The organism is Oceanospirillum maris DSM 6286 (assembly GCF_000422865.1).
GTDB lineage: Bacteria > Pseudomonadota > Gammaproteobacteria > Pseudomonadales > Halomonadaceae > Oceanospirillum > Oceanospirillum maris.
In genome coordinates, this window is sequence record NZ_AUGW01000013.1 from 1 (window position 1) to 25,623 (window position 25,623).

General features: G+C 46.9%; 21 protein-coding genes, 1 pseudogene and 1 riboswitch. Of the genes and pseudogenes, 6 read left to right on the top strand and 16 right to left on the bottom strand.

The annotated features are described in order from the left end of the window. The 3 genes and pseudogenes from G517_RS17925 to thiC form a co-directional block, all read right to left on the bottom strand. Positions 1-261, bottom strand: a 261-nt coding sequence (locus G517_RS17925; RefSeq protein ID WP_036590440.1) for a transposase, incomplete at its 3' end; no start/stop codon positions are given. 163 nt (positions 262-424) lie between these two features. Then, a pseudogene (locus G517_RS17930) lies at positions 425-1,285 on the bottom strand (Rpn family recombination-promoting nuclease/putative transposase). Positions 1,286-1,375: 90 nt separating this feature from the next. Continuing rightward, entirely contained in the window at positions 1,376-3,277 is a 1,902-nt protein-coding gene (thiC, locus tag G517_RS0105600; protein WP_028303594.1) for a phosphomethylpyrimidine synthase ThiC, read from the bottom strand. 256 nt (positions 3,278-3,533) lie between these two features. Continuing rightward, a riboswitch (TPP riboswitch) is annotated at positions 3,534-3,638 on the bottom strand. A 259-nt stretch (positions 3,639-3,897) separates the two neighbouring features. On the opposite strand from thiC, the gene G517_RS0105605 reads away from it, so the two are divergent. The 3 genes from G517_RS0105605 (at position 3,898) to G517_RS17935 (ending at position 8,624) form a co-directional block, all read left to right on the top strand. Further along, complete coding sequence (locus tag G517_RS0105605; protein ID WP_157833154.1) at positions 3,898-4,314, top strand: hypothetical protein; 417 nt, start codon at positions 3,898-3,900, stop codon at positions 4,312-4,314. A 340-nt stretch (positions 4,315-4,654) separates the two neighbouring features. Then, positions 4,655-5,971, top strand: a complete 1,317-nt coding sequence (locus tag G517_RS0105610; protein WP_036590548.1) for a TolC family outer membrane protein — start codon at positions 4,655-4,657, stop codon at positions 5,969-5,971. Between the two features lie 175 nt (positions 5,972-6,146). Continuing rightward, complete coding sequence (locus G517_RS17935; RefSeq protein ID WP_051206126.1) at positions 6,147-8,624, top strand: sensor domain-containing protein; 2,478 nt, start codon at positions 6,147-6,149, stop codon at positions 8,622-8,624. A 22-nt stretch (positions 8,625-8,646) separates the two neighbouring features. On the opposite strand, the gene hemW is transcribed toward G517_RS17935, so the two are convergent. The 7 genes from hemW to G517_RS0105650 form a co-directional block, all read right to left on the bottom strand. Next, complete coding sequence (hemW, locus tag G517_RS17940) at positions 8,647-9,867, bottom strand: radical SAM family heme chaperone HemW (protein WP_051206128.1); 1,221 nt, start codon at positions 9,865-9,867, stop codon at positions 8,647-8,649. Between the two features lie 52 nt (positions 9,868-9,919). After that, positions 9,920-10,534 carry an RdgB/HAM1 family non-canonical purine NTP pyrophosphatase gene (gene rdgB / locus G517_RS0105625; protein ID WP_028303597.1) on the bottom strand — a complete coding sequence of 205 codons (615 nt, stop codon included), beginning with the start codon at positions 10,532-10,534 and terminating at the stop codon, positions 9,920-9,922. A gap of 113 nt (positions 10,535-10,647) precedes the next feature. Continuing rightward, positions 10,648-11,118 (bottom strand): DUF4426 domain-containing protein, encoded by a 471-nt coding sequence (locus tag G517_RS0105630; RefSeq protein WP_051206130.1) that lies wholly within the window; start codon positions 11,116-11,118, stop codon positions 10,648-10,650. A 47-nt stretch (positions 11,119-11,165) separates the two neighbouring features. Then, complete coding sequence (metW, locus tag G517_RS0105635) at positions 11,166-11,765, bottom strand: methionine biosynthesis protein MetW (RefSeq protein ID WP_036590550.1); 600 nt, start codon at positions 11,763-11,765, stop codon at positions 11,166-11,168. Further along, entirely contained in the window at positions 11,756-12,937 is a 1,182-nt protein-coding gene (gene metX / locus G517_RS0105640) for a homoserine O-succinyltransferase MetX (protein ID WP_028303600.1), read from the bottom strand. Before metX ends, metW begins: the two co-directional genes overlap by 10 nt. 247 nt (positions 12,938-13,184) lie before the next feature. Further along, positions 13,185-13,778 carry a YggT family protein gene (locus G517_RS0105645; protein ID WP_028303601.1) on the bottom strand — a complete coding sequence of 198 codons (594 nt, stop codon included), beginning with the start codon at positions 13,776-13,778 and terminating at the stop codon, positions 13,185-13,187. A gap of 236 nt (positions 13,779-14,014) precedes the next feature. Further along, positions 14,015-14,719, bottom strand: coding sequence for a YggS family pyridoxal phosphate-dependent enzyme (locus G517_RS0105650; RefSeq protein ID WP_028303602.1), 705 nt, complete (start codon positions 14,717-14,719; stop codon positions 14,015-14,017). A gap of 104 nt (positions 14,720-14,823) precedes the next feature. Between G517_RS0105650 and G517_RS17945 the strand changes: the two genes are divergently transcribed. The 3 genes from G517_RS17945 (at position 14,824) to G517_RS17950 (ending at position 18,403) form a co-directional block, all read left to right on the top strand. Further along, a complete protein-coding gene (locus tag G517_RS17945; RefSeq protein WP_051206132.1) occupies positions 14,824-15,867 on the top strand; it encodes a type IV pilus twitching motility protein PilT in 1,044 nt (347 codons plus the stop codon). A 114-nt stretch (positions 15,868-15,981) separates the two neighbouring features. Continuing rightward, positions 15,982-16,659: a spermine/spermidine synthase domain-containing protein gene (locus G517_RS0105660; RefSeq protein WP_028303603.1), complete on the top strand. Its 678-nt coding sequence runs from the start codon at positions 15,982-15,984 to the stop codon at positions 16,657-16,659. Between the two features lie 358 nt (positions 16,660-17,017). Next, the gene (locus G517_RS17950; RefSeq protein ID WP_245543200.1) at positions 17,018-18,403 is read left to right on the top strand and encodes a DEAD/DEAH box helicase; all 1,386 of its coding nucleotides are present in this window, start codon (positions 17,018-17,020) and stop codon (positions 18,401-18,403) included. A 614-nt stretch (positions 18,404-19,017) separates the two neighbouring features. On the opposite strand, the gene G517_RS0105670 is transcribed toward G517_RS17950, so the two are convergent. From G517_RS0105670 to G517_RS0105695, 6 genes are all read right to left on the bottom strand, one after another. Then, on the bottom strand, positions 19,018-20,244 hold the full coding sequence (locus G517_RS0105670; protein WP_028303604.1) for a heme biosynthesis HemY N-terminal domain-containing protein: 1,227 nt from the start codon (positions 20,242-20,244) through the stop codon (positions 19,018-19,020). Continuing rightward, on the bottom strand, positions 20,241-21,614 hold the full coding sequence (locus tag G517_RS19995; RefSeq protein ID WP_051206134.1) for a uroporphyrinogen-III C-methyltransferase: 1,374 nt from the start codon (positions 21,612-21,614) through the stop codon (positions 20,241-20,243). Before G517_RS19995 ends, G517_RS0105670 begins: the two co-directional genes overlap by 4 nt. A gap of 15 nt (positions 21,615-21,629) precedes the next feature. Continuing rightward, positions 21,630-22,415, bottom strand: a complete 786-nt coding sequence (locus G517_RS0105680) for a uroporphyrinogen-III synthase (protein WP_051206136.1) — start codon at positions 22,413-22,415, stop codon at positions 21,630-21,632. Positions 22,416-22,533: 118 nt separating this feature from the next. After that, the gene (gene hemC / locus G517_RS0105685; RefSeq protein WP_028303606.1) at positions 22,534-23,472 is read right to left on the bottom strand and encodes a hydroxymethylbilane synthase; all 939 of its coding nucleotides are present in this window, start codon (positions 23,470-23,472) and stop codon (positions 22,534-22,536) included. 109 nt (positions 23,473-23,581) lie between these two features. Then, positions 23,582-24,289, bottom strand: coding sequence for a retron system putative HNH endonuclease (locus G517_RS0105690; protein WP_028303607.1), 708 nt, complete (start codon positions 24,287-24,289; stop codon positions 23,582-23,584). Further along, positions 24,289-25,590, bottom strand: coding sequence for an AAA family ATPase (locus tag G517_RS0105695; protein WP_051206138.1), 1,302 nt, complete (start codon positions 25,588-25,590; stop codon positions 24,289-24,291). Before G517_RS0105695 ends, G517_RS0105690 begins: the two co-directional genes overlap by 1 nt. Positions 25,591-25,623 lie beyond the last annotated feature (33 nt).

Consider the following 25,623-nt stretch of genomic DNA (forward strand, 5'->3'; position numbering starts at 1 on the left):
CGGTTCGAACGAGCCATTACGGTCACGGGGTGTGTCCAGCTCAAACGAGCCAGAGGCTGTTTTAACTGTTTTACGGGAGGTACCGTTTTTACGGTTGGGCTGGTCATCCTGAGCCATATGCTCATCGAGTTCTGCGCCCAAGGCCGCTTCGGTAATCTGTTTAATCAGTGGTGTCAGAAGGCCATCTTTACCATTAAGTCCCTGACCGGACTGAAGAGCCTTAGCGAAGGCCTGAATGTCGATTTCGTATTTATCGGACATAATGTGTCACTCCCTGTAGAGGGTTAACTATAGGGGTGACACAGACTTTTGAACACTACCATGGATTGAGATTTTTGTATCGCTAGGATTTATAAAAAGCATCAGTGCTAACCCTGCAGATTTTCTGGTTTCACCAAAGGTCAAGATTGTAATTATTTCAGTGCTAATGGCGTAACGCCTGAACCGTTTCAAGCGGCAATCCCGTTACGGCCACAATCTGCTCATCGGTCAGGACCGCTAGCGCAATCAGGCTTTTCGCCATCGCTTCTTTGGCTTTGAGCTCGCCTTCTTCGCGACCTTCCTGTTTGGCGTCGTAGATTAACGAGGCTTCATCATGCAGGGCGCGTTCGCGTACAAACGCCAGGCGTTTGGCGTTTTCGTCAGCACTAAGCTGCTTAATACGGTGCATCGCTTTTTGAATCGGAGCATGGTAGATATTGGCCATCAGTGCTTCCTCCTGCCAGTGTTCAAAAAAAGTAATCCAGTTACTCAGGGCTTCCGAGATCAGGGTGTTATCTGTTTCTTTGAGCTGATCCGCTTTTTTCAGTTCAAGAATATTGAGCTGTAACTCGTCACCAAGTTTAACCTCTGGCAACTGTGCATCTCTCATTTCAAAGCGCCAGAACGCTTGCTGTTTCTGAGCCGAGGTTTTTGTGAACAGGTCAAAGTCTAACAGATGGATACCGACAGCAGCTTTTAAACCGTGGTATTCGTGCCCTGCATTCAGCTGATCACTGAGCATACGTGCCAGATAATACAGACTGCGCTGTCCCTAGGCATTATAACGCCTGACCTGCATCTCAATATTATACTGATTTCCTGCAATATCTTTGGCTAAGACATCAAGAATAATGTATTTGCCAGTGAGTTCGCTGGCTTCAATATTGGGGTTCAGTACTTCAAGTGCGGTGACTTCAGGCAGGTTGGGGCGCAGGTCATTGATCAGGCAGACCAGCAGTTCAGGTGCCTCGGCAAAAAGGCGTTTAAAAACATAGTCGTTTTTAGGGTCGAGTAGTTCAGACATCAGATAACATCCTGTTGTTTTGATGTGATGCCCTAGAGTTTAGTTCAAAACCGGCAGACGTTCCTGTCTGCCGGTGTCTTCCGTAGAGGCTTAAACTTCCTGATACAGCTCAGAACCTTTCTTCATAAACTCTTCTGATTTTTCCTGCATACCTTGTTCTGCCTGGGCGTTAATCGCGGCGATTTGATCGGCATCTAAATCCCGTACTTCCTGTGAGATTTTCATGGAGCAGAATTTCGGCCCACACATGGAGCAGAAGTGTGCCACTTTTGAAGATTCCTTCGGCAAGGTCTCATCGTGGTAGCTACGGGCGGTATCCGGGTCGAGGCCGATGTTGAACTGGTCTTCCCAGCGGAACTCGAAGCGCGCTTTGGACATGGCGTTATCACGTACCTGTGCGGCTGGATGGCCTTTGGCTAAGTCAGCGGCGTGGGCGGCAATTTTATAGGTGATGATGCCGGTTTTTACATCGTCTTTATTCGGCAGACCCAGGTGCTCTTTTGGGGTGACGTAGCAGAGCATGGCACAGCCGTACCAGCCGATCATGGCGGCACCGATACCGGAGGTGATATGGTCATAACCCGGTGCAATATCGGTCACCAGAGGACCTAAGGTATAGAAAGGGGCTTCGCCACACTCTTTTAGCTGTTTATCCATGTTCTCTTTGATCATATGCATCGGCACGTGACCGGGGCCTTCGATAAAGCACTGCACGTCATGTTCCCAGGCGATTTTGGTCAGTTCACCCAGGGTTTCCAGTTCGGCGAACTGGGCTTCATCGTTGGCATCATAGACAGAACCCGGACGCAGGCCATCACCCAGTGAGAAGGTGACATCGTAGGCTTTCATGATCTGGCAGATATCTTCAAAGTGAGTGTAGAGAAAGCTCTCTTTATGGTGCGCCAGACACCATTTCGCCATGATAGAGCCACCACGGGAGACAATACCGGTCATACGCTTGGCGGTCATGGGAACATAGGCCAGACGTACACCGGCGTGAATAGTGAAGTAATCCACACCCTGTTCTGCCTGTTCGATCAGGGTGTCACGGAACACCTCCCAGGTCAGGTCTTCAGCAACGCCGTTCACTTTTTCCAGCGCCTGATAGATAGGAACGGTACCGACGGGGGCGGGGCTGTTACGTACGATCCACTCACGGGTTTCGTGGATATTCTTGCCGGTGGACAGGTCCATCACGGTGTCGGCACCCCAGCGGATGCCCCAGGTCATCTTGGCGACCTCTTCCTCAATAGAAGACCCCAGCGCAGAGTTACCGATATTGCCGTTAATTTTGGTCAGAAAGTTACGGCCGATAATCATCGGCTCGATTTCCGGGTGGTTGATATTGGCAGGCAGTACTGCACGGCCACGGGCGATCTCGGAACGGACAAACTCCGGTGTGATCTCATCCGGAATGGCGGCACCAAAAGACTGACCCGGATGCTGCTCGTTCAGTTGTGGCTGTTCACGCATCTGAGCCAGCTTCATATTCTCACGGATGGCAACGAACTCCATCTCTGGGGTGATAATACCTTGGCGTGCGTAGTGCATCTGGGTGACGTTTTTACCGGTTTTGGCACGAAGCGGCTTGCGTTGCAGGTCAAAGCGGAGTGGTTCAAGAGTAATATCAGCTTCACGCATACGGCCATAATTAGATGACAGTGCCGTGAGTAGCTCTGTGTCGTTTCGTTCTTTAATCCATGCGTGGCGCAAAGGGTGTAAACCTTGGCGAACATCAACCTGTACGTCCGGGTCGCTGTACGGGCCGGAGGTGTCGTATACGCGTAAAGGTTCGTTTGTTTCGGTGCCAAAATTGCCAGTGGTGGGGCTTAAGCTAATTTCACGCATCGGCACGCGAATATCAGGGCGGCTACCTTCAATGTAAATTTTCTGAGAATTGGGGAATGGTTGAATAGAAGCCTGATCCACCTGAGCGGTTTGGTTGAGTGGGCCTTGTACGTGGTTTTGCGAAGTCTTTTGATTGTTTTTCATTTTGCCTACCTTTGACCGTCGTCTTATTAAAAGAGCCGTGTATGGGCCGACGAGGACTTTAAGGTTGGCTGGACTGGAGGCCAGAGAGGGGATCATTGAATTCAAACGACTCAGCGCGAAATGCACTGGATCTAACGCAAATAAGAGTGAATAAACTGAGCGTAGTGTTTAATGTTTTGCCTATTATTAAAAGACGTTTTTTAAACGTCAATTAATTTAAGGAGGCTCAGTTTATCGTTTTATTGTTATTTAACGTATGATTCAAAGTCTCGATTCCTACGCTGGAATTACCCAGTTCAGGTTCTTCGGGTTCCGCTATTTTATAGCGATCTCAGCCAACCGTGCACCCCGTCAAGATGGCATAGAGTCTAGGTAGAGCAAGGGCCATTGTCCAGCCCTTTTAGGCTAATGTTGATGTATACATTGATGGATAAAATGAGATTAAAATCAGCAATAAAAATAGGGTTAATGTGAGTGACGCCAGCTTGCGGACCTCTCTCTGCTGAGATGGAAATGAGCGCGGCTATTTTTTTTAGTAAAATTTCGCAATGAAGAGTAAAGAAAGTAAATACGCTGCCGATACTCTTTTATACAATTTCTTTTTTGAATTAGGCCTATCGATGAAAATCGTCAATCAACTAGAACAGTCGCAAGGTGTCGCACAATCGATGAACACCGCTCTGCATAAATCGCAGGGTGCGCAGTTTTCTATGTTGTTGAGCCTACTGACTACACCGCTTTATGCTTCTGATATTCAAGGTATCGACAGTAACGCCCAAGTGGATATGCTGCGCCAAAACCTTGAAGCAGATACTAAGTCCCGTAAAACGGCTATGGTTGTTAACCGTGCCTTTAACCATTCAATGGTGTCTGGTTATGGTGGTTATTTTAGTTTTCTGCGTGCTTTGTCCGATGTTTTTCCTCATATACAGCAAGTGACCGGTGTGCGTACTGCTGAGGCGGCTCAACTGTATCGTGTTGTTGAGACTCCAGAGCTGGGTGAGCAGCTTGCTCGTCAGATCAATCTGGCCGCTTAATCCTCTATTTTCCATCATTTCTTGATTTTTTTTGCCATTCTTAGTTAAAGATGTAATTACGATTAATTATCTTACTTGGGTGCGCACGAAGCCTCTGCGAGACTTACGAACCCCCAATCTTGTTTTTAGTCGGTGTATACATTAGATTAATTTAAAGTGTATGTATTCTATCTATAACCAAGCCAGATTGACGTTAACTTGACGCTACCTAAAACCGGCTAGCAAGAGATTACAAAAATCTTGGAAGGCGCTCCCTTATTGCTTCCTCATTAAAAGCAAAGCAAAAAGGGAGCATAACCGTTTTTATCGGAACGAATTTGATAACGTGCAGGAGCAGGTCATGCGACGACTTACCGCTATTTCAGCGGCTTTAATCTCTGTTTTGAGTATTCATGCTCAAGCGCAAACCCTATCTGGTGTCTATCAAGATGCCCTAGAGAATGATTACCAGCTGAAAATAGCCCGGTCTGAACTAAATGCGGTTATCGAAGATGAGAACGCATCTTGGGCAGGGGTAAAGCCGACGATCACCGCTGGCGCGAGTCTAACGAACAATACACCTGATGGTACGTCGGGTGGCAGTCCGTATAATGACAACTATACCCAAACGCAGATGTCGGTGACGTTAACTCAGCCTTTGTTGAATATTGGTAATATTCAGATGATCGGTATCGCTCAAGCGACAACCGAAAAAGCCCGTTTTGACTATCAAACCGCTGAAATGGATTTGATGGTTCGGGTGACAGAGGCTTTCTTTAGTGTTTTGCGCGCGCAAGACAGCCTAACCTCTGCTCAGGCACAGGAAAAAGCGATTAAGCGTCAGTTAGAACAGGCGAGGCAACAGTTTAAAGTTGGCTTGATTCCTATTACTGGTGTTAATGAAGCACAAGCGGCCTTTGATGGTTCTCGTGCGGCTCGTATCGGTGCAGAAGGTGCGTTGCTGATTAGTGAAGAATCATTGCAGCTGTTAACTGGTAAAAGCTACAGCAAGTTAGACACTCTAGCGGAAGATTTTCCGGTAGAAGCGCCTCAACCTGCAACGGTTCAGTACTGGATTGATCTTGCCTTAGCGAATAACCCTGATGTGAAAGCGGCTCAGAAGCAAAGAGATGTCGCACAAGTTGCGGTAAAAGCGGCTAAAGCTGCTTATTTGCCTTATGTGAATGCTAAGGCGGAGTTTGCTTATCAAAATAATGATTTGGCGAGCAAAACAGACCTTACGAATCTGGCGCTAGGGGTTGAGCTTGGCTGGCAGATTTATGCGGGTGGTTCAACCAGTGCCAACATTAATAAAGTGGGTCACTATCTAAATCAGTCGGAACAAGGACTTGAGTTAGAGCGTCGGTCTATCGCCTTAAGTGCCCGCAGTTATTATATTCAGGTAACGACGAGCGTTCAGCAGGTTGAAGCGCGTCGTCAAGCACTGATCTCTTCTGAAAGCGCTCTAAAAGCAACACGCTCAGGTTATGAAGTAGGCACTCGTAATATTGTAGATGTACTGCAAGCAGAGCAAGCCTACTACACAGCAGAAACCGCTTATTTAGACACACGCTACAGCTATTTGGTGAATCTTATTAAGCTGAAGCAAGCAGCGGGTACGCTAAAACAGGAAGATATTGCTGCACTTGATCAATGGTTACGACGAAAAGCAGGTTAATTATCGTTTACCAACGGAGCCCCTCTTGCAGGGGCTTTTTTGTTTAGGGTAACTTAGAGGGCAAACTTTGAGTCTGGTTTTTTAAACAGACCTGCACTAGTAACAAGATAGGCTAGTGCCAACAATAATAACGCAACCTAGATCGATTGTGATTGAGCACCAGCCGGAGCAGGCAATGGATACGCAAGAAAAGGCCTATATTGACTCTAATTTATTTGATATAGGGCCTGTGGTCGTTTTTAAATGGGGCGCACAAGCAGTAGATAATAATCCGTGGCCGGTGGATTTTGTCAGTAATAATGTGCTCGAATTACTGGGCTACCCTCCTAGTGCCTTTTTGGCCAATGAGATAGGCTTCGCCGACCTGATACATGTCGATGATATAGGGCGAGTGGCCTGTGAAGTTTCGCGGGCGCTTGACGCTAATGCCTCTTTTGTTTCCCATCAGGATTATCGTTTACGTCATTATAATGGCCACTATATTTGGGTGATGGATATGACCCAGCTTCAGTGGCATGACTCTGGAAAATTGGAATATTTTAACGGTTATTTGGTTGATATCACTGAGCGAAAACAGTCCGAAAAAAATCTCGTAGAAAGTGAGCAATACTACCGACAGCTGTTTGAAGGCAGTCAAGTTGTTGAGTTATTGGTCAGACCCGAAACGGGTGAAATTATGGATGCCAATCCTGCGGCCTGTCAGTTCTACGGTTACAGCTACGAACAAATGGTTTCGATGAAGATTAGTGAGATCAATCCTATGACTTCAGACGAGCTTGCTTTGGCGATGCTGGAGGCAGAAAAAAGCGGATGCGGCCATTTTATTTTTAAACACTGCTTAGCCTCCGGTGAGTTACGTGATGTAGAAGTTCACTCTAGCCTTGTGCGGCGACAAGGGGAGCCGTTGCTTTACTCTATTGTCCACGATATTACCTATCGCTTAGAAGCTGAACGGCAGAAAGATAAGTTATCCAACGCCTTAGATCAAAGCGGCAGCAGCGTAATGCTAACGGACGTAGAGTATCGCATTGAGTATGTGAACTGGCATTTCTGCCGTGTTACTGGATTTTCACCCGATGAAGTTATTGGGCAGCATGTCGATTTTCTTTCCGCAGGACGATCCTCTAGCGATATACGACGTCATCTGGCAGAAACGCTTAAGCAAGGTCGCAGTTGGCATGGAGAGTTACTGTGTCGTCGAAAAAATGCGGAGCTGTTTTGGAGCAGTATGTCGGTATCGCCAATTGCTTCTGAAAGCGGCGAAGTGACAGGCATGGTTGCCGTCGCCGAGGACCTTACGGAACAGCGCGAAACTGACCGTAAAATTCAGCAGCTGGCTTTTTCTGACCCGATTACAGGTTTGGGCAATCGACAGTTTCTATTGGATAACCTAGATGAACTGTTTGCTAAAGAAGACATGACAGAACAAGATCAGCAAACCGTATTGGTATTTATTGATCTGGATGATTTTAAGCGGGTTAATGATTCCCTGGGCCATGATATGGGGGATCGGTTAATCAAAACAGCCGCCCACCGGCTCAAGGTCGTTGTGAGTGATTCGGATATTCTTGTGCGTTTGGGCGGTGATGAGTTTGCTATTCTTCACCGTGTTAGTAGTACGCAGACATTAGAACGTTGGCTGGATCAGCTCTGCTTACAGTTTAATCGTACGGTAAAGTTAGGCCCTCATATTATTAGCGCCTTTGCCAGTATTGGCGTGGCTTTTTTGCCTCAAGACGCCAGTGATACTAGCTTGGCTTTACGCAATGCAGAGTTGGCGATGTACAAGGCTAAGCAGCAGAATGGCAGCACTTGCCATTTCTTTTCTGAAGAGCTTAATGTGCAAGCGCAGAAGCGTCTTGATTTGGAGGTGCGCTTACGGGAGGCCATGCAACAGGGCCATTTAGAGTTGTATTATCAGCCCAAGGTTTGTCTGAAAAAGCACCATATTATGGGGGTTGAGGCGTTAATTCGCTGGAATGATCCCAAAAAAGGCTTAATACCACCTTTGGAATTTATTCCCTTTGCAGAAGAAGTCGGTCTTATTTTACCCATAAGTCATTGGGTTTTGGAGCAGGCCTGTAAGCAAGTAGTTCTTTGGCAGCAGTCGGGGCGCAGCTCGATTAAAATGGCGATCAACCTATCGGTTCGGCAGTTCCAAGATCCGGGATTTGTTACGCAAGTTCAGGCTATTTTGCAGGAAACCGGCGTTAACCCTGAGCTAATTGAGCTAGAGATCACCGAAAGCATGTTAATGGATAATATGGATGACATGCTCAAGATACTACATCAACTGAAAGGCTTGGGCGTGAGTCTGGCCATTGATGATTTTGGTACGGGATATTCTTCGTTAGCGTACTTAAAAACGATGCCGATTGATGTATTAAAAGTTGATCGGGCGTTTGTTAAAGACCTGCCTCATGGTAAAAATGATGGTGCGATTGCTCGCACTATTATTGTCCTTGCCCAGCAGCTAGGTTTAAGTGTGGTCGCTGAAGGTATAGAAGCGTTAGAGCAGGCGAAGTTTCTTACTGAAAGTGGCTGCGATATTGGCCAAGGTTTTCTCTATAGCAGACCTCTAACGATTGAAGCCCTAGAAGAAAAGCTATCGCAAACTGCACTTACTCCATTAAGTGCGGCGGCTTTACTTTGAAGATTGACTGTCTATTTCGGGGTTAATCTGAGACTAAAAAGGCCTCTAGAACGGCATTAAGATAGGTGAAGCCCTCATCGGTTGTTGCCAGCCTGGGAGCTCTTTGTGCCATTTGTTCATTTTGCACCATGAGACCCTGTCCCTGGAGTTGCTCTAGGCCTGGGGATAAAGAGACTAAGGTTAAACCGGTACGTTGTGGATAAAGTGATTCATCCACACCCTGTTTGAGCCGAAGCGCATTCATCAGGAATTCCAGTGGCAGGTCTTTTTGTTCGAGAACCGTCCGCTGGGAAACTGCATCTAAAGCCTTAAGGTACTGCTTTGGATGACGCTGTTTGCTGGTGCGAACAATCTCCAACCCTCCCTTATGATGCCCCCAAGTGATCTTGCCGTGGGCACCGGCACCGATGCCTAAATAATCACCAAACTGCCAGTAATTGAGGTTATGACGAGCTTCAGAGCCGCTCTTTGCATAGGCCGATACTTCATACTGTTGATAACCTGCTTGAGCGATTAACGCCTGCCCAGCCTGTTGAATCTCCCAGAGAGTATCGTCATCCGGCAGTACCGGCGGCGCTTGATAAAACGCTGTATTTGGCTCTAGGGTTAGCTGATACCAAGATAGGTGATCCGGTTGCAGGTCAATGGCCTGTTGCAGATCTTTTAAGGCTTCAGCCTGAGTCTGATTCGGTAAGCCGTGCATCAAGTCCAGATTAAAGCGGGTAAAGCCTGCCTTACGGGCACTTTCTGCGGCTCGAATGGCATCTTCGTTGTTATGGATACGACCAAGACGTTTCAGTTGTTCCGGGTCAAAGCTTTGAATACCAATCGACAGCCGATTAACCCCCGCCGCTCGATAACCCTCAAAACGGGCTTGCTCAACCGTACCAGGATTTGCCTCAAGGGTGATCTCAATATCGTCTGCAAAGGGAATCCGAGTTTCTACGCCTGTTAGGATTTCTCCAATAGCTTCTGGCGAAAACAGACTCGGGGTGCCGCCGCCAAAAAAGATGCTCACCAATGGCCGGCCTTGAACACCGGCAAGATCCGCATCCAGATCCCGCATTAAGGCCGCGATATACGCCTTTTCCGGTAAGCCTGCATCTTGAGGTGTATCCGTAGCGGCTTTAAAGCGATCAACCCCGTGGGAGTTAAAGTCGCAGTAAGGACATTTTTGTACACACCACGGAATATGAATATACAGGCTTAGTGGCGGTAGACTTGGCGCAGAAAGTTGAGTCATCAGTTTTGGCTTTGTGTCCTGTTTGGATTTATCTTGGTGTTTTCTTAGTGTTTTAGATCGAGGTTTTGGCTTGACGCTGCGTGAGCTGGTGTACCAGATCCAGCGTTGCTTTACCTCGGTGGCTGTATTTGTTTTTCTCTTCCGGCTTCAGTGCCGCCGCTGTACAGCCCAGTGCTTCGATATAAAACAGTGGATCGTAACCAAAACCACCTTCACCCTCTGGCGCTTCTAATACTCGGCCTTCCCAGCTGCCTTGAGCAATAATCGGGGTTGGGTCGTCTGCATGGCGAAGATACACCAGCACACACCAGTAACGGGCAGTGCGAGCGGCCTGCGGTAAGCCTTTTAGGTCGGCCAGTAACTTGGCGTTGTTTTCCGTATCCGTCGCCCCTAAGCCAGAAAAACGGGCGGAATAGATTCCCGGAGCGCCATTGAGCGCATCAACTTCTATACCTGAATCATCGGCCATAGCCGGTTGACCGCTAACACGACTGGCTTCACGGGCTTTCAACAGAGCATTTTCTATAAAGGTTAGTCCTGTTTCGTCGACTTCTGGCACCTTATATTCTGACTGGGCGACAACCTCAAAACCTAATGGCGCAAGCACCTCACCAAACTCTTTCAGTTTACCTTTGTTGCCGCTGGCTAAGACTAATTTCTGGCTCATCGTATATTCTTCCAATCCACGTTAATCCTATTGCGATGATGATAAACGAAAAAAGCCAACAGCTTGTTGGCTTTTTTCGTCATTAAAGTCGATCAGTATAAAGCGGCCTAAGGCTATTCACCGTAGAAACGACGAATAAAGCTTAGGTCGTAAGGTTCAATATTGGGATCAAAACGCACTTTTAACCGAAAGCGTGTTGGCTCATCTTCGGTAAAGCGAAAGGTGGTGATCTGGTAGATAGCGTTTGGCTCGCGAATGCTACGAAAAGCCAGATTAACACTTTGCCCGGCTAGGTTCGCAACATCTCCTGTGACCATCGCCTCAACAGGTTTGTAGCTATCATCGGGCTGTTTTTTCAAGACAGAAACATTAATCATCCCTTGATAACGGCTACGCACAATACCGTAGGCTTGAGCCACATCGGGCTGTAAAAAGCCGGTGGTCAGGGTGTTGTAATGAATCTGGTAGTCGCCCACTTGTTCAAATTGAGCGGCCTGTGTCGATATTGGTAGCGCAAAGGCTAGCAGCGCGACAAGGCTATAAAACAAGCGGCAGACACTTGGGGTAAGGTGAGATCCTTGCATAATATTACTCCAATTAAAAATTGCAGGTCGCCATCTATGTCGCTTGACTAGCGTGTCACGCGATAAATGGCTACTTCGCCAAAAAGGTTCGGCCACATATTGGTCGCCCAGTGGCTTTCATGCTCACTATTGCCCACGGCTCGATCGATAATACGCAGATTTCGGCTTTGACAAAGCTGTTCAAAATCTCGAAAGGTCGATAAGTGGATGTTAGGCGTGTTGTACCACGTATGTGGTAGCGATTTGGACACCGGCATTTCACCTTTTACTGCCAAATAAAACCGGCAGCGCCAGTAGGCAAAGTTAGGAAAAGTAACAATGCACTCTTTACCAACTCGCAGCATCTCTTCTAGCATCAGGTCAGGGCGTTTCATCGCCTGTAAAGCTTGAGTCATCACGACCATGTCGTAGCTTTGGTCTTTAAAGTTGCTTAGGCCGTCATCCAAATTCTGTTCAATGACGTTGACACCTTTGGCGATACATTCGGTGATTTTCTGGTCGTCGATCTCTAGGCCATAACCATGAACCTGCTTTTGCTCTTGCAAGAAGTAAAGCAGCTCCCCATTGCCGCAACCCAAATCAAGTACACGGCTGCTGGGTTTAATCCAGTTTTGAATAATGGCTAAATCAGGGCGGGTCAGATGCATGGAACCTCCCCTTGTTTTTTATTGGCGTGTTCTAGTTTGTCGGCAACTCGCCCCATAAAGGCGGAGAAAATAGCCTCATAGCGTTCATTTGGAATCAAAAAAGCATCGTGGCCGTGGGGCGATTCTACACAGGCATAGCTGACATGGCGGCCCGCTTCGGTTAAGGCGTTGACGATCTCCTCTGAGCGCGCCGGAGCAAAACGCCAGTCGGTACTAAACGATACCAATAAAAAGTTACTTTTGGCTTGAGCTAGAGCCTTGGATAGGTCACCGCCAAAAGACGCGGCAGGATCAAAATAATCTAAGGCTTTAGTCATTAGCAGGTAAGTGTTGGCATCGAAGCTTTCTGAGAACGTATCGCCTTGATAGCGCAGGTAGCTTTCTACTTGGAATTCAACATCATAGCCAAAATTTATCTTATCGGAGCGCAGGTCTCGGCCAAACTTATCACCCATGGAGTGTTCAGACAGATAGGTAATATGTCCCACCATTCGTGCTAAACGCAATCCGTGGCGAGGTATGGTGTCATGATCCGCATAACGGCCATCGTAGAATTCTTGATCGCTCATTATGGCCTGACGAGCCACTTCGTTAAATGCAATATTCTGGGCAGATAAGCGAGGTGCAGCGGCAATAACGACGGCGTTCAAGAGCCGATTTGGATACAAAATAGACCATTGCAAAGCTTGCATACCGCCTAAGCTACCGCCAACAACCGCAGCCCAGATATCAATATTAAGATAATCAGCAAGGCATGCTTGGCTATTAACCCAATCGGTGACGGTCATCACGGGGAAATCTGGCCCGAAGGTTTTGCCTGAATCTGGGTTTATCGAGGTGGGGCCGGTTGAGCCGCTGCAGCCACCAAGATTATTCAGGCAAACCACGTAAAAGCGGTTGGTATCAATGCACTTGCCGGGGCCAATATAAGCATCCCACCAGCCAGGTTTCCGGTCATCGGGGGAGTGATAGCCTGCTGCATGGTGTGTGCCGCTTAGGGCGTGACAAATCAGCACTGCATTCGAGCGATCAGCATTTAGCGTGCCGTAGGTTTCGTAGATGAGTTCGTAGCGATCAAGCTTACGACCACAGGTGAGTTCCAGCGGGGTGTTAAAGCGCGCGATCTGCGGTTCAACAATACCGACAGAATCTTCAGGAATCGCATTAGGCATTTCCTAGGATCTTCCTCAATCAAGATGTCTGCGGACGGCTTAGCCTTCCCTGTGAATATTATGTTAAAACACAGAGATACAAGCCGCAGAAAGGCACACTGTAACATAAAATTTGATAAATAAGGCACCGCTTTATTGCGTAATACCTTACGTAAACGTTGGAAAGTGGCAGGCTAAAGGCATTCTTGTCACGCACAAAAAAGGGAGGCAAAGCCTCCCTGCTAAGTCGATTAAAATCGTAGGAAATTTATAAACCCGCAATCAAATGACGAGGCATTCCTGACATTTGGCCAATCGTACCTATCACCATAATCTCAATAACATTGATGGTAATAAAGACAAAAATAGGTGATAGATCTAAACCGCCTAAAGAAGGCAGAATATTACGCACTGGGCCTAAGACGGGTTCGGTGATTTGGTAAACTAACATCGCACCAGGGTGGCTACTTTGTGGTGCAACCCAGCTTAAAATAATCGAGCCGATAAGCGCATAAAAGTAGATATCCAGCAGCGTTGTAATAACACCTGTAAGGGCACCGAGTAGTAGGCCAATAGTCGGTGGCATTCCACCGCTTGCAATAAGATAAACCACTGCTAAGCCCACCGCTTTGACCAAAAAAGCGATCGTTAACGTTGCAAGATCAATACGGCCTATGGGCTTAATGACTTTTTGTAGAGGCCTCACCAAAGGCGACGTCGCCTTGGCAAGAGCCTGAGAAATCGGGTTGTAAAAGTCTGCTTTTGAGAACTGCAAAATAAAGCGCAGTACTACGATAAAAAGGTAAAGATTAACAAGGGTCATTACCAGAAAAACGCCGGCACTACCTACGGACTGTCCCATCAAACTGGTGCTCCAAAGCTGGGTCTTGTGAAATCGTATGAGGTGATATTTGATTCGGTAACGGTGCGCCATAACATCTTACGGTTCACTGCGTTTTTCGCGATCAATATCCCTGCCTTATTGTATGGAGGTAAAAGCGCTTATTTCCACCTTTAATCGGCAACTTTCCATCTTTAATCGGCAATAAAGGCAAATTAAGCGTCATTTGTTTGCTACGAGATGGCATTCCTCCCTTTCTAGATGGTTGGGGCGTAGTCCCGTGCGCCAAAAATAGCCGTACCAATGCGAACCATCGTCGAGCCTTCTGCAATAGCCGCTTCTAAGTCACCGCTCATGCCCATCGAAAGGGTATCCAGTTGCGGATAATCTTTCTGTAGCGCAGTTAGGGCTTTTTGAAGCTCCGCCAAGGGTTTTCGTTGTTCAGCCAATGTCTCCGCAGGCGCAGGAATAGCCATTAACCCCCGTAGTGTTAGATTGGGTAGTGCTGCAATCTCTTTTGCGAGTTCTGGCAAGGTTTCTGGTGCCACGCCGGATTTACTCTCTTCACGGCTAATATTAACCTGCAGGCAGATATTTAGCGGCGGCATATCCTCCGGGCGCTGCTCACTTAGGCGACGGGCGATTTTTAATCGATCCACGCTATGCACCCATTGAAAATTCTCTGCGATGGCGCGGGTTTTGTTTGACTGAATCGGGCCAATAAAGTGCCAGATAATGGCTAAATCGGACAACTCTTTTTGCTTATCGAGAGATTCTTGCAAATAGTTTTCGCCAAAATCTCTCTGACCGGTGTCGTAAGCTGCCCTGAGTAACGCTGCGGGTTTGGTTTTGCTAACGGCCAATAAAGTAACGTTGGTGGCGTTTCGTTGATATTGCGCACAATGATTGTGAATCTGTTGGCGCACCTCAGAAATATTTTTGGCAATATAAGCTGTTGTCATTAAATTCTGTATCCCGTGACGATGTTTTTAATGGTTAAGAGTTTTTAACGGTCAGTGTAAAAGCGGATATAGAGCGAACTTATCTACTCAGGATGTTATGTAATATGGATATTACCGAACTGCTCACCTTTAGTGTAAAACAAGGTGCTTCTGACCTGCACTTATCTTCTGATATGCCCCCTATGATACGTGTCGACGGTGATATGCGCCGTATCAATACGCCTCCCCTGGGCGACCAGGATATACGCCTTATGATTAAAGGCATTATGAACGACAAGCAGCGTCAGGATTATGAGGCATTATTAGAAATCGACTTCTCTTTTGATCTGTCATCACTGTCACGATTTAGGGTGAATGCTTTTCATCATAGCAGAGGCGCTGGAGCTGTTTTTCGTATCATACCTCATCGTATTCTCAGCTTGGATCAGCTTGGTATGGGGGCTATTTTTCAAAAGCTTGCAATGCTTTCTAGGGGACTTGTGCTGGTTACTGGTTCTACAGGCTCTGGCAAAACAACGAGCCTTGCGGCCATGCTGGATTATATCAATGAGCGGAAAAGCCAGCATATTCTTACGATTGAAGATCCCATCGAGTTTATCCATAAGAGTAAAAAGAGCCTTATTACTCAGCGAGAAGTCTCTAGAGATACGCATAGTTTTAGTGCAGCCCTGCGTTCTGCGTTAAGGGAAGATCCCGATATCATTCTAGTGGGTGAAATGCGTGATCTAGAAACCATTCGATTGGCATTAACGGCGGCAGAGACAGGCCATATGGTATTTGGCACGGTGCATACAAGTTCTGCGGCTAAAACCATTGATCGAATTATTGATGTTTTTCCTGCTGAAGAAAAATTGATGGTGCGATCCATGTTGTCGGAGTCGCTGCAGGGCGTAGTATCGCAAACCTTGTTGAAGAAAGTCGGCGGCGGTCGAGTGGCTGCCCATGAGATTATGATCGCGACACCCGCTATCAGAAATTTAATTCGAGAAGATAAAACGGCTCAGATGAATTCAGTGATTCAAACCGGTAGCCATCAAGGTATGCAGACAATGGATCAATGTTTGCGCCTTATGCTCAATGAAGGGCTGATTACTCAGGAAATTGCCGGAGAGAGCGGGGTGAATCTTGAGATGCACTCATCCTATTGATCGCAGTCTTGGGTCGGCAGTCTTGGGTCAATAATCCTGAATCGACAAACTTAAATAGGCGTATTAGGTGTTAAGATCGGGTGATTCATTTCTTCTTTTATTACGAGATAAACTATGACTCCTTGGACGCATTTAGGCACTGCCGTTATACCGAATAATGGTGGCGAACTTGAATTAACTCAGCGCGATAAAGAATTTTCTATTCACTTAAAAGGTGTCCGTGGAGAACTAATGAATAGCCGGATGCATAGCTCTGAACTTGCTTTGTCTGAGTTAGGCTGTGCCCATGTGAAAAATACTGAAAATGCCAAAGTATTAGTCGGCGGTATGGGAATGGGATTCACCTTGGCGGCAGCGTTGAAGGCCATAACCGCAAGCTCTAATGTTGTTGTGGCTGAATTAGTGCCCGAGGTTATTGAGTGGAACCGAGGCCCGCTAGGGGAATGTGCGGGTAATCCCTTGAATGATAGTCGCGTAATTCTTCATTTAGGTGATGTGGCGGAGCTGTTTAAAGCAAAGCAGCCTGCCTTTGATGCCGTTTTACTGGATGTGGATAACGGCCCTGAGGGTTTTACCCACGGCGATAATAATAATTTATATTCACTTGAGAGTCTTTCAGCCATTAGGCAAACCCTACGGCCCCGTGGTGTTTTGGCAGTGTGGTCAGGCTGGCATGATCCAAAATTTACCACGCATCTTAAAAAAGCTAAATTTAAGGTTCAAACTAAAACGGTGAGAGCCCATAACGGCAAAGGCAATCGGTATACCATTTATTTGGCAGAAAAATCGTAATAAATACTACGATTTACGTTTTATGTAATTATTTTAATATGGACGTATTATTGCTCTGGCCTGCGCTGGTTTTGTATTGATTTTATTTTTGATAAGTTGTGGTGCCTGGTTGTCTTGGCGTTAATTATATCCACTATAAATAGCGCTTTTTTATCTGCCTCAGCCCTTGGCTGTGCTATGCTTCCCAGCATTATTAATGTGTAGCGATGAATAGACATTAAGTAGAAATTAAAGAGGGTCTGAGTTTCATCAGACTTCTTATATCCCCCTGATAAAAGTGCTCAACCAAGATGCCATACGTCATGTTAGCGGCTTTGGTTAACGCTTTGATTCTGTAAGTATTTTTGAGGTGTAGTCTTTGTTTACCGAGCTTTCCCTGCATGAACGCCTAATGTTGGCGTTGGACAAACTAGCGTTTAGCGAACCCACTCCGGTTCAGCTAAAAGCGATTCCCGCGGCGATGACAAAAAAAGATCTGCTCGTCAGTGCAGAAACCGGTAGCGGTAAAACAGCAGCTTTTTTACTGCCAATGCTGCATCACTTCCTCAATAACCCTGAGCCAAATACTGGCACTCGTGCGCTAATTTTGGCGCCGACCCGTGAATTAGTTCGTCAGATTTATAAGCACTTTACTGAGCTATCTGCATTTACTCATGTTAAAGCGGCTTGGATTATTGGTGGTGAAACCTTTAAATTTCAAAAGGCGATGCTGCGTAAAAACCCAGAAATTATTATTGCAACACCGGGGCGTATTCTTGAGCATTTGCAGAAAGAATCACTGGATCTTAACGACCTAGAGTTTCTGGTATTAGATGAAGCTGACCGTATGCTTGATATGGGGTTAAGCGAAGAAGTATTAAATATTGTCGATTTTTGCCGTAAAGAACGACAAACTATGCTGTTCTCCGCCACACTGAACCATCGTGGCGTGCGTGGTGTTGCTGATCGTGTTTTGGCCGATCCTGAAACGATAATGGTTAACACCGTACGTGACCAGCATGAAGGTATTACTCAGCAGTATTTGCTTGCGGACGATACCAAGCATAAAAATGACTTACTGGTGCGCTTGCTGCATGATCGTAAATATCAAAAAGCACTCGTTTTCGTCAATAAACGGGTCGATGCGGATCGTTTGGGCGGTTATCTCCGCTATAAGGATTTACGTGCGGGAGTTCTGCATGGTGAAATGGATCAGGATCAACGTAATCACGTTATGAATCTGATGCGTCGTGGCAATATCGACGTACTTGTGGCGACTGATGTTGCTGCTCGTGGTCTGGATATCTCCGGTGTAGAGCTGGTGGTTAACTACGATATGGCTCGCAAAGGTGATGATTATGTTCACCGTATTGGTCGTACAGGCCGCGCTGGCGAACAGGGTACAGCCGTATCCATGATTACCACTTACGAGTGGAATCTTAAGGCTGCAATTGAACGTTATCTGCAGGTACGTTTTGAATTGGTAAAAGTTAAAGGTCTTGAAGGCAAATATAAAGGCCCAAGAGATGTGCGTGGTAATGGAAAAATAGTGGGCAAGAAAAAAGCCGCTAAAACCACCACAGAGAAAAAAGCGTTAAAAGATAAGAAAAAAGGCCAAGAGAAAAAAGCGCAAAAACGTCAGCAGAAAAAAGCTGAAGGCGGTAGTGTGAAGAAACAGCAAACAGCTCCCGTTGATCGTAAAAGTGTTGGCTTTGGCATGATTCGCAAACGGGCTGAAACAGACTTTAAGCCTGAAGAAGATTAAGCCTTAAGTTATTACAAATAAAATGAAGCGCCCCTCTTTATCGATGGGCGCTTTTTTTATGCCTGCGTTTTAGCCAGGCAGCCTGTTTTTTTAACGGATAGCTTTTGTTGGTCAAGTAGATAGTTTTTTCAGACAAAAAAATGCCCGGTGGATGAGAGGCCACCGGGCTAGACCGTGATTAGCTTGATGAGGAGATAAACCAGTAAAACGGGAACCTGAACCTGTCAAAACATGGTTTAAATGGGCTTAAAGATTTGGCTAATCTCTAGGCTTGAACAAATGATAACGGTTATCATTTGCATTGTAAAGCCTTTTTGAGAATAGTTTTCATTTGTGCGTTTTAAGGAGAAAACCTTTAAAGGGGCGCTTTTTAACGGGAGCGGCACTCTTAAAAAGAAGACAAAAAAATGCCCAGCGAATGGGAGTTCACTGGGCTAGACCGTGATTAGCTTGATGAGGAGATAAACCAGTAAAACGGGAACCTGAACCTGTCAAAACATGGTTTAAATAAGCTTAGGGATTTGGCTGATCTCTAAGCTTGAACAAATGATAACGGTTATCATTTGCTCTGTAAAGCCTTTTTGAGAATAGTTTTCATTTGCTTTTATGTCCTGCTATGTATTGTTGGGCAGTGGCAAATTGGGTAAATGATAGCCCGCAAGATCTAAGCAATAGCGATAATAAGTACGGCTATTGCTGGTGCGTCCCATGGCTGAATAGAGTCGGCTTAGCTCCGCTGCCGTGGTGGCTAAAGGCTGCAGGCTAAAGCTCTCTTCCATAAAGTCTGAGGCCTTCCCCCAGAGCTGGTTACGTAGGGCTACTCGACCGGCAGTGAGGTACAGGGCTGCGCTGTCATCATGTTTTTTCAGCCACTGTTCAACTTGATTCATCTGCTGGCGCACGTCGCCTTTTTCTAGCAAGCCGTAAATAATAACCAAACTGTCTTGCCAGCTATGACGCAAACGTTCGCTGATAAAACGTTCCAGAAGAATATCGGCTTTGCAGTCGTGCAGTGCTCGCGCGTATACCTCGCAGAGGCTTTCCTCTCGTTTTAGTTCGCTAGGCATCTCTTTCCAAATATGCTGGATGCGCTCTAGGTAGCTTTCTTGAGAGAGCTTTTTGCACTGTTCAAACATCGCCAGATGCAGTTTAACGAACAGTTGCTTGCCTTCGGCATCGGTCAGAATATCGTGTTTGATCAGCTGTGGATAAAGTGCTTTCAAGCCCTGCCAATCTTCCAGTTTCTGATAAACTTTTAGTAAAGTTTTCAGTACCCAGCGGTGACGGGGATTCTTTTTTTGCAGACGTAAGAGTTGCGCCAGGCACTGCTCGTATTGCCCTCGTTCTAACTGAAACTCGATCTGTAGTAGGCAAACCGCTGTTTCTGCACTAGGCGTGCTTTCTAGGGCTTCTTTTAATAGCTGATCACTCTGTTCAAAGCGGCCTTGGGCATGGGCTGCACGGGCGGCGGCCAAATAGTTGATTACCGAGGCACCAGAATGAGGTGCGCTGCGCTTGAGCAGTTTCTCTGCTTTGCGCCATTGCCCCTCAGCCATTAAGAGCAGGCCCTTTACCGTGGCTTTAAGTGCTCGTTTATCACGACCTGCCGAGGAAAAAATATTCAAAGCCTTTAACGGCTGACGAATACCTGATTGCAGTCGCATTAGTATGTGGAAGCCAACGATAAGTGCGCCCAGTAATAGCAGGCCGATCCAGAAAGACATTTCGACAGTGGTTTTACCCCAGCTCAACAGAATATAACCGGGGTCTTCTCGCATCAGCAGACCGGCAAACATGCCGCCCGCTAGGGCTAAAATGGCAAAGATATAGAGGCGTTTCATGATGCGGGGGCCTCCTCATTCTGGGTGGTCGCGTTTTTTGGTGTGGATGTGGTTTCTGGTTTGGCGGATGTATTAACGGGTGCTGAACTGCTAAAGCGCTGTTTTTGCAAATCCCGCAATAGTGTTAACGAACCCGAGATATTGGGGCGCTGCTGGTGAATATTTTGCTGTGCCAGCAAATCTAGAGTTGCCAACATGCTTTGCGTGCGGGCATGTGTTTGATCAAAGTGGGTTTTTACCCAGCTAGAGGCCTGGTTTATGAGCGTTAGAAACAGCTGTTGTTCTTCTTTTAATAGTGCAATTTGCGCCTGTTGCAGCGTTAGGCGCAGATTATGTCGTAGATAGAGGCTTTCCTGTGGCGGTAGCAGTGGGGTGATTTTTTCATCTTGATAACGAACCACCACTAAGGTTTTAGCTTCGTTCCATAGAGTTTGCCAAACGCTTTGCTGTGTTTCTTTTTCAGTGGCTTTTTGTTGGAAAGCGCTGCGGTTTTCAGGCTCTAAGGGTAATGGTAATTGATTAATCTGACCTTCGAGTGCGCTAAGTTTAAAATACAGTCCGCTTTGATCCAGTACGTTAACACTGTTCAGGGCTGCCAATTCGTTGGCGATCGCTTCCCGTACTGCAAATAACGCAGGGTTATCTGCTTTTTGTAAACGGTCATCGGCACTGGCAAGTAGGGTTTTAGCCCCTGTAATATCACCTTCCAGTTGCACGCGATGATTGGCAATACGTAATAGATATTCTGCTTCAGCCTGCAGCCAGTCAGATGGTTTAGGGCCTTGGGTTTTGGCAAAGGCAGCGGCTAAATCAAGCAACTGTAGACGTTGTTCGCCCTGTTTTTTCTGCAATACTTGGGTTTGTTGGTTCAGGATGTTGGCGGTGTTTGGCAGGTTTTGCAATAAGTCTAGGGCTTGTTTCTGCTGCTGTAGCTGTGTTGCCAATTGGTTGTTACGCTCACCAAGCTGTTGCAACGTCTGTGTGGTTTGTTCCTGCTGTTGCCAGAAGGTGTAACCGGAAATAGCGGCAGCGCCTAAAGCGATAACCAGAGCGCTTAGGGCTAGAATGGGGCTGCTCTTTTTTTGCGGTGGTTGCGGCTTTTGCGCTTTTTTTGGTGCTTCTGTTGATTGTTGTGGTGCTTCTGTCGATGAGCTTGTTTTATCCACCGGCGATTGCTGGTCAACGCTCTCTTTCTGATCTGGTTCAGGTTTAACCAACACAAAGTTAGTGTCGGTAGAATCTTTCTGCTCCGAGGTTTCTGAGCTAGACAGCGTGTTTTTATCCGTCGGCTTATTTAACTCAGCCGACGGCGCTTGACCCGCTTGATCATTAGGAGTGTTGTTTGGTGTTTTCTTTTCGTTATCGCTCATTGCATCGCCTCATGCTTAGCGTTGGCTGGCTATAGATTCCAGTGCGGCCTGCTGCCATTGTCCACCAGCACCTTTAGCCTGCACAATTATCTTAAAGCCCAGTGCTCGGGCTTCATGACGCAAACGGGGGCTGGAAACCAATAAAGGGGTATTAAATAGGCTCGGCTCAGTGCCGGCCAGTTGAACCAGATTATTCAGAGCATCTAGACTGCTAATTAGGATGACATCGAAAAACTCCGATTGGAGCAGTTCGCGCTCGGCATTCAAAATGGGAGGGCAAACCCGTTTATACAAGAAGAGTTCGCTAACCTGTGCGCCTCGCTCTTCCAGCGTACTCTTCAATAGATGGCGGCCACCTTCGCCTTTGCAAAGCAGTATTTTCTCACCAGCCACATCGATTAATGCCGGTAATGTTAGCATGGCTTCGCTATTATCCCCTTGCTCAGGATAAACCACGGGTAGGCCATAATCATCTAGAATTGCAGCGGTTCCAGCCCCAGGGGTCACCCAAAGTACTTGCACGGGTGGTTGCGGCCAATATTGATCTAAGCGATCAAGAAAAATATTAGCGGTAATTGGGCTAACGCAGATCACCTTGCTATAAAGATCAAGATTTAAAAGGGTTGTACGATCAATAGGTGTTTCTTCCAGCAGGTCGATGGCCAGCAGCGGAATATGGAAGGGATCAGCGCCAGCAGCTTTTAGCTCGGCCATTAGGCTCTGCTCCTGCCCATTTGGGCGAGTAACGGCAATTCTAAGTGGTTGCTGGTTTGAGTGTTTAAGCAGACGGGTGGCGTTCATCGTGCTCTGTATTCCTTGCAGCTGTGAGTCGCGTTATCGTAGCGTTAGAGCTTATCGGGCTTTATTTACGCTAGTTCGAGACATGATCAATGATGGCTCGAACTAGCGTATTAAGCGCTTATTTTCGGTCGTAAACTTTATCTAAGATCGATTTCGCACCCTGCTCAATTAACATCTCTGCTACGGCGATACCTAAAGCGTCAGGGTCGGATACAGGCCCTGTTTTTTCCGCCTGTAGCAGCAAGCTGCCGTCTGGCTCGCCGACGAGGGCGCGCAGATGAATATTTTCCCCGTTATCGACCAGCACGGCATAACCGCCGATAGGCACTTGGCAGCCACCTTCAAGGTGACGATTCATGGCCCGCTCTGCCCGTACCGTATTCCATGTATCTTCGTGTTTTAGCGGTTCTAGCAGCTTGATAATCTCGGTATCGCCTTTACGGGTTTCGATACCTAAGGCACCTTGGCCTACCGCTGGAAGACTTTGCTCTGGAGTCATTTCGTGACGAATACGTGCATCTAATGCCATACGTTGTAGGCCAGATGTTGCCAATAAGATCGCATCATATTCACCTGCATCCATTTTTCCCATACGGGTCTGGATGTTGCCGCGCAGGCTTTTAACGAGTAAATCAGGGCGATTGGCACGAGCCTGCAGCTCACGGCGCAGGCTTGAGGTACCTAAAATAGCGCCCTGTGGCAGTTCATCAAAGCTGGCGTATTTATTGGAAACAAAGGCATCGGTTGGTGAGTGACGTTCGCAGATCACCGGTAACGCAAAACCTTCCGGTAGCATCATAGGTACGTCTTTCATGGAGTGTACCGCAATATCCGCACGGCCTTCACTTATCGCCAGCTCAAGCTCTTTTACAAACAAGCCCTTACCGCCAATCTTAGCAAGGGGCGTATCCAGAATCTTATCGCCCTGGGTGCTCATCGGCACCAGCTCAACCGTTAACTCTGGGTGTAGGGCTTCAAGACGTGCCTGAATATGTTCCGCTTGCCACATGGCCAGCGGGCTTTTACGGGTTGCGATACGAATAACGTGTTGGCTCATGGAGATAGAAACTCTGATAAATGGGTTTGGGCTTTGCCCCTGAACTTTGTATTGATTCGATTCTACCAGAGGTAAGAGAGATTAGGGACTATAGGCAGGCAGATCACGGCTAGAGTTCAGGTGCTTCCTGTGCGATTAATTGGTCTCCAATTTTCATAAACCGTTGGCGGTTAGCGGTAAAAAAGGAGTCCAGCCTTTGGTTTCTGGGTAGGAGATAAATCGCGGCTAAGTCTTCAATGGAAAGCCCCTGATCAATATGCTCATCAATCAAGGTATCCAGCTCATCTAGCCAACGTCTGCGCTCGGCAAGAAGATAGGGACTGTTGAGGTTCAGAAGATTAATCGTGTATTGAGCCTTTTCTTTATCGCGTTCTGACAACGTACGTTTTGGCTCAATATAGCCGTTGGAAAGATAGGTAAAGTAATTGGCGCTGTTATCTATCAGGCAGGAGATAAAGAGTGTTGGGTCGAACCTACTGCCTTTGTGATGGCCGCCAAAAATCGAAGCTTTATCCATAGTCTCCAAATCGGAGATTGCTAGAGCGCTCAGTACTAAGTTTTGGTAGTCAAACGTTCTTTTGGGAAAGCGGCTTTTGGGCTGAATATGCTCAATATGCACGCCTAAATGATGATGTTCAAGATTGATCTCAGAGTAGGCGCATAGCCCATATTGTTCATTCATCAGCAAATCGTTCAAGGCTGATTTGTGACTAAATGAACCCCAGCGGCTTCGTGCTTCTTGGTCTGTTTTGGGTGGTGTGTCGTTGGCTTTCTCCAAAGGGTAAAGGCCACAAGATCCTTTTGTGATTGCTCGCATTAGCCCAGTGCCTCCTGCCTGCGGATGCTTCTGCGGATTTTTTCCAGTTGAGGGTGGCGCTTATTAAGCCGGGAGCTGAGTTCTTCGAGAAGCTCGTCTGCTCTAGGGCTCTTATATTCGCCCTGATCAACCAGAGAGGTCAGTTCATCCAGCATTTTTTTCTCTGGCACAGGCGGTTGTGGATCAACCTGCATAATGGATTGCAGAATATCGCCACTGGGTTCGCCATAAGAAAATGCCAAAGGTTCGGAGGCGATAGTTTGTCCGGCGGCATTGTTGCCGATCAGGCGAATACACTCTTTAGGTACCGTAGAAAGCACCTGCGGGCTGTGCGTAGTAACAATAAACTGCACTTTTGGGAAGGCGGTTCTTAGTGAATGGATAACGGTTTGTTGCCACTCTGGATGCAGGTGCATATCCACTTCATCGATCATTACAATGCCTTCGGTTAGTAATGATGCCTTTTCTCCCAGATGAGGATTGAGTTTAACGCAACGCCACGATAAATCTGCTGCTAAAGAGACCATTGCCCGTACACCATCACTCAACATGCTAACTGGTAAAACCCCTAGTTCCTCATGCAACATAGCGAGTTCTTCATGGCTCATGCTGTAATGGAAATTAGACCAACCTGCAGTCTTTAGAGTTTGATTGACGGTATTTTTAATGGCTGATAATTGCTCGGGTAGGTTGTAGCTCTTATAGGTATCCATCTCCTGTTGCTGAAGTGCGGCATAAGTTGCCTTCATCATCCATTGTTGAACCTGTTTGAAATTAGACGCAGACGATAGGCTGTCTTCATAGCCCATGGTTCTGCTGGTTGATAGTACGGATTTACGACTGGTATTTTTATGGGCAACCCAAAGCCGACTTGCGCCAAAGTATGCGATAACAGGCAAAAGCATCTGTTCTAAGTTTCGTACCTGTTCGCCAAGCGCTTTACCAAATTTTGTTAGAGGCTCTGCATGCTTTATGGTTGTACGGCTTTTGATCCCAGTTAGCTGACGGCTGATGGTAATATCAGGTGATATATAAGCTGCGCTGACATCCACCGGAAACTGCTGTTCATTATTGACGCTGTCTGGCAAGCGTTTATAGCGAGCGTCTTTTACTTCAATATGCTTGGCTTTACCAAAATCAAAAGCTCCGACAAACGTGCCTAAAGCGATGCTGCAGGCGTCAAGAATAGACGATTTACCCTGCCCATTCTGAGCAATAATCACGGTAAGTTCAGGATGAAAGTCGATCTCCAACGACTCAAAGCGTCTGAAATTTTCAATCTGCAGGTTTTCAATTTTCACCGCTATTACTCCAAATTCAGTCAGAACTGCACC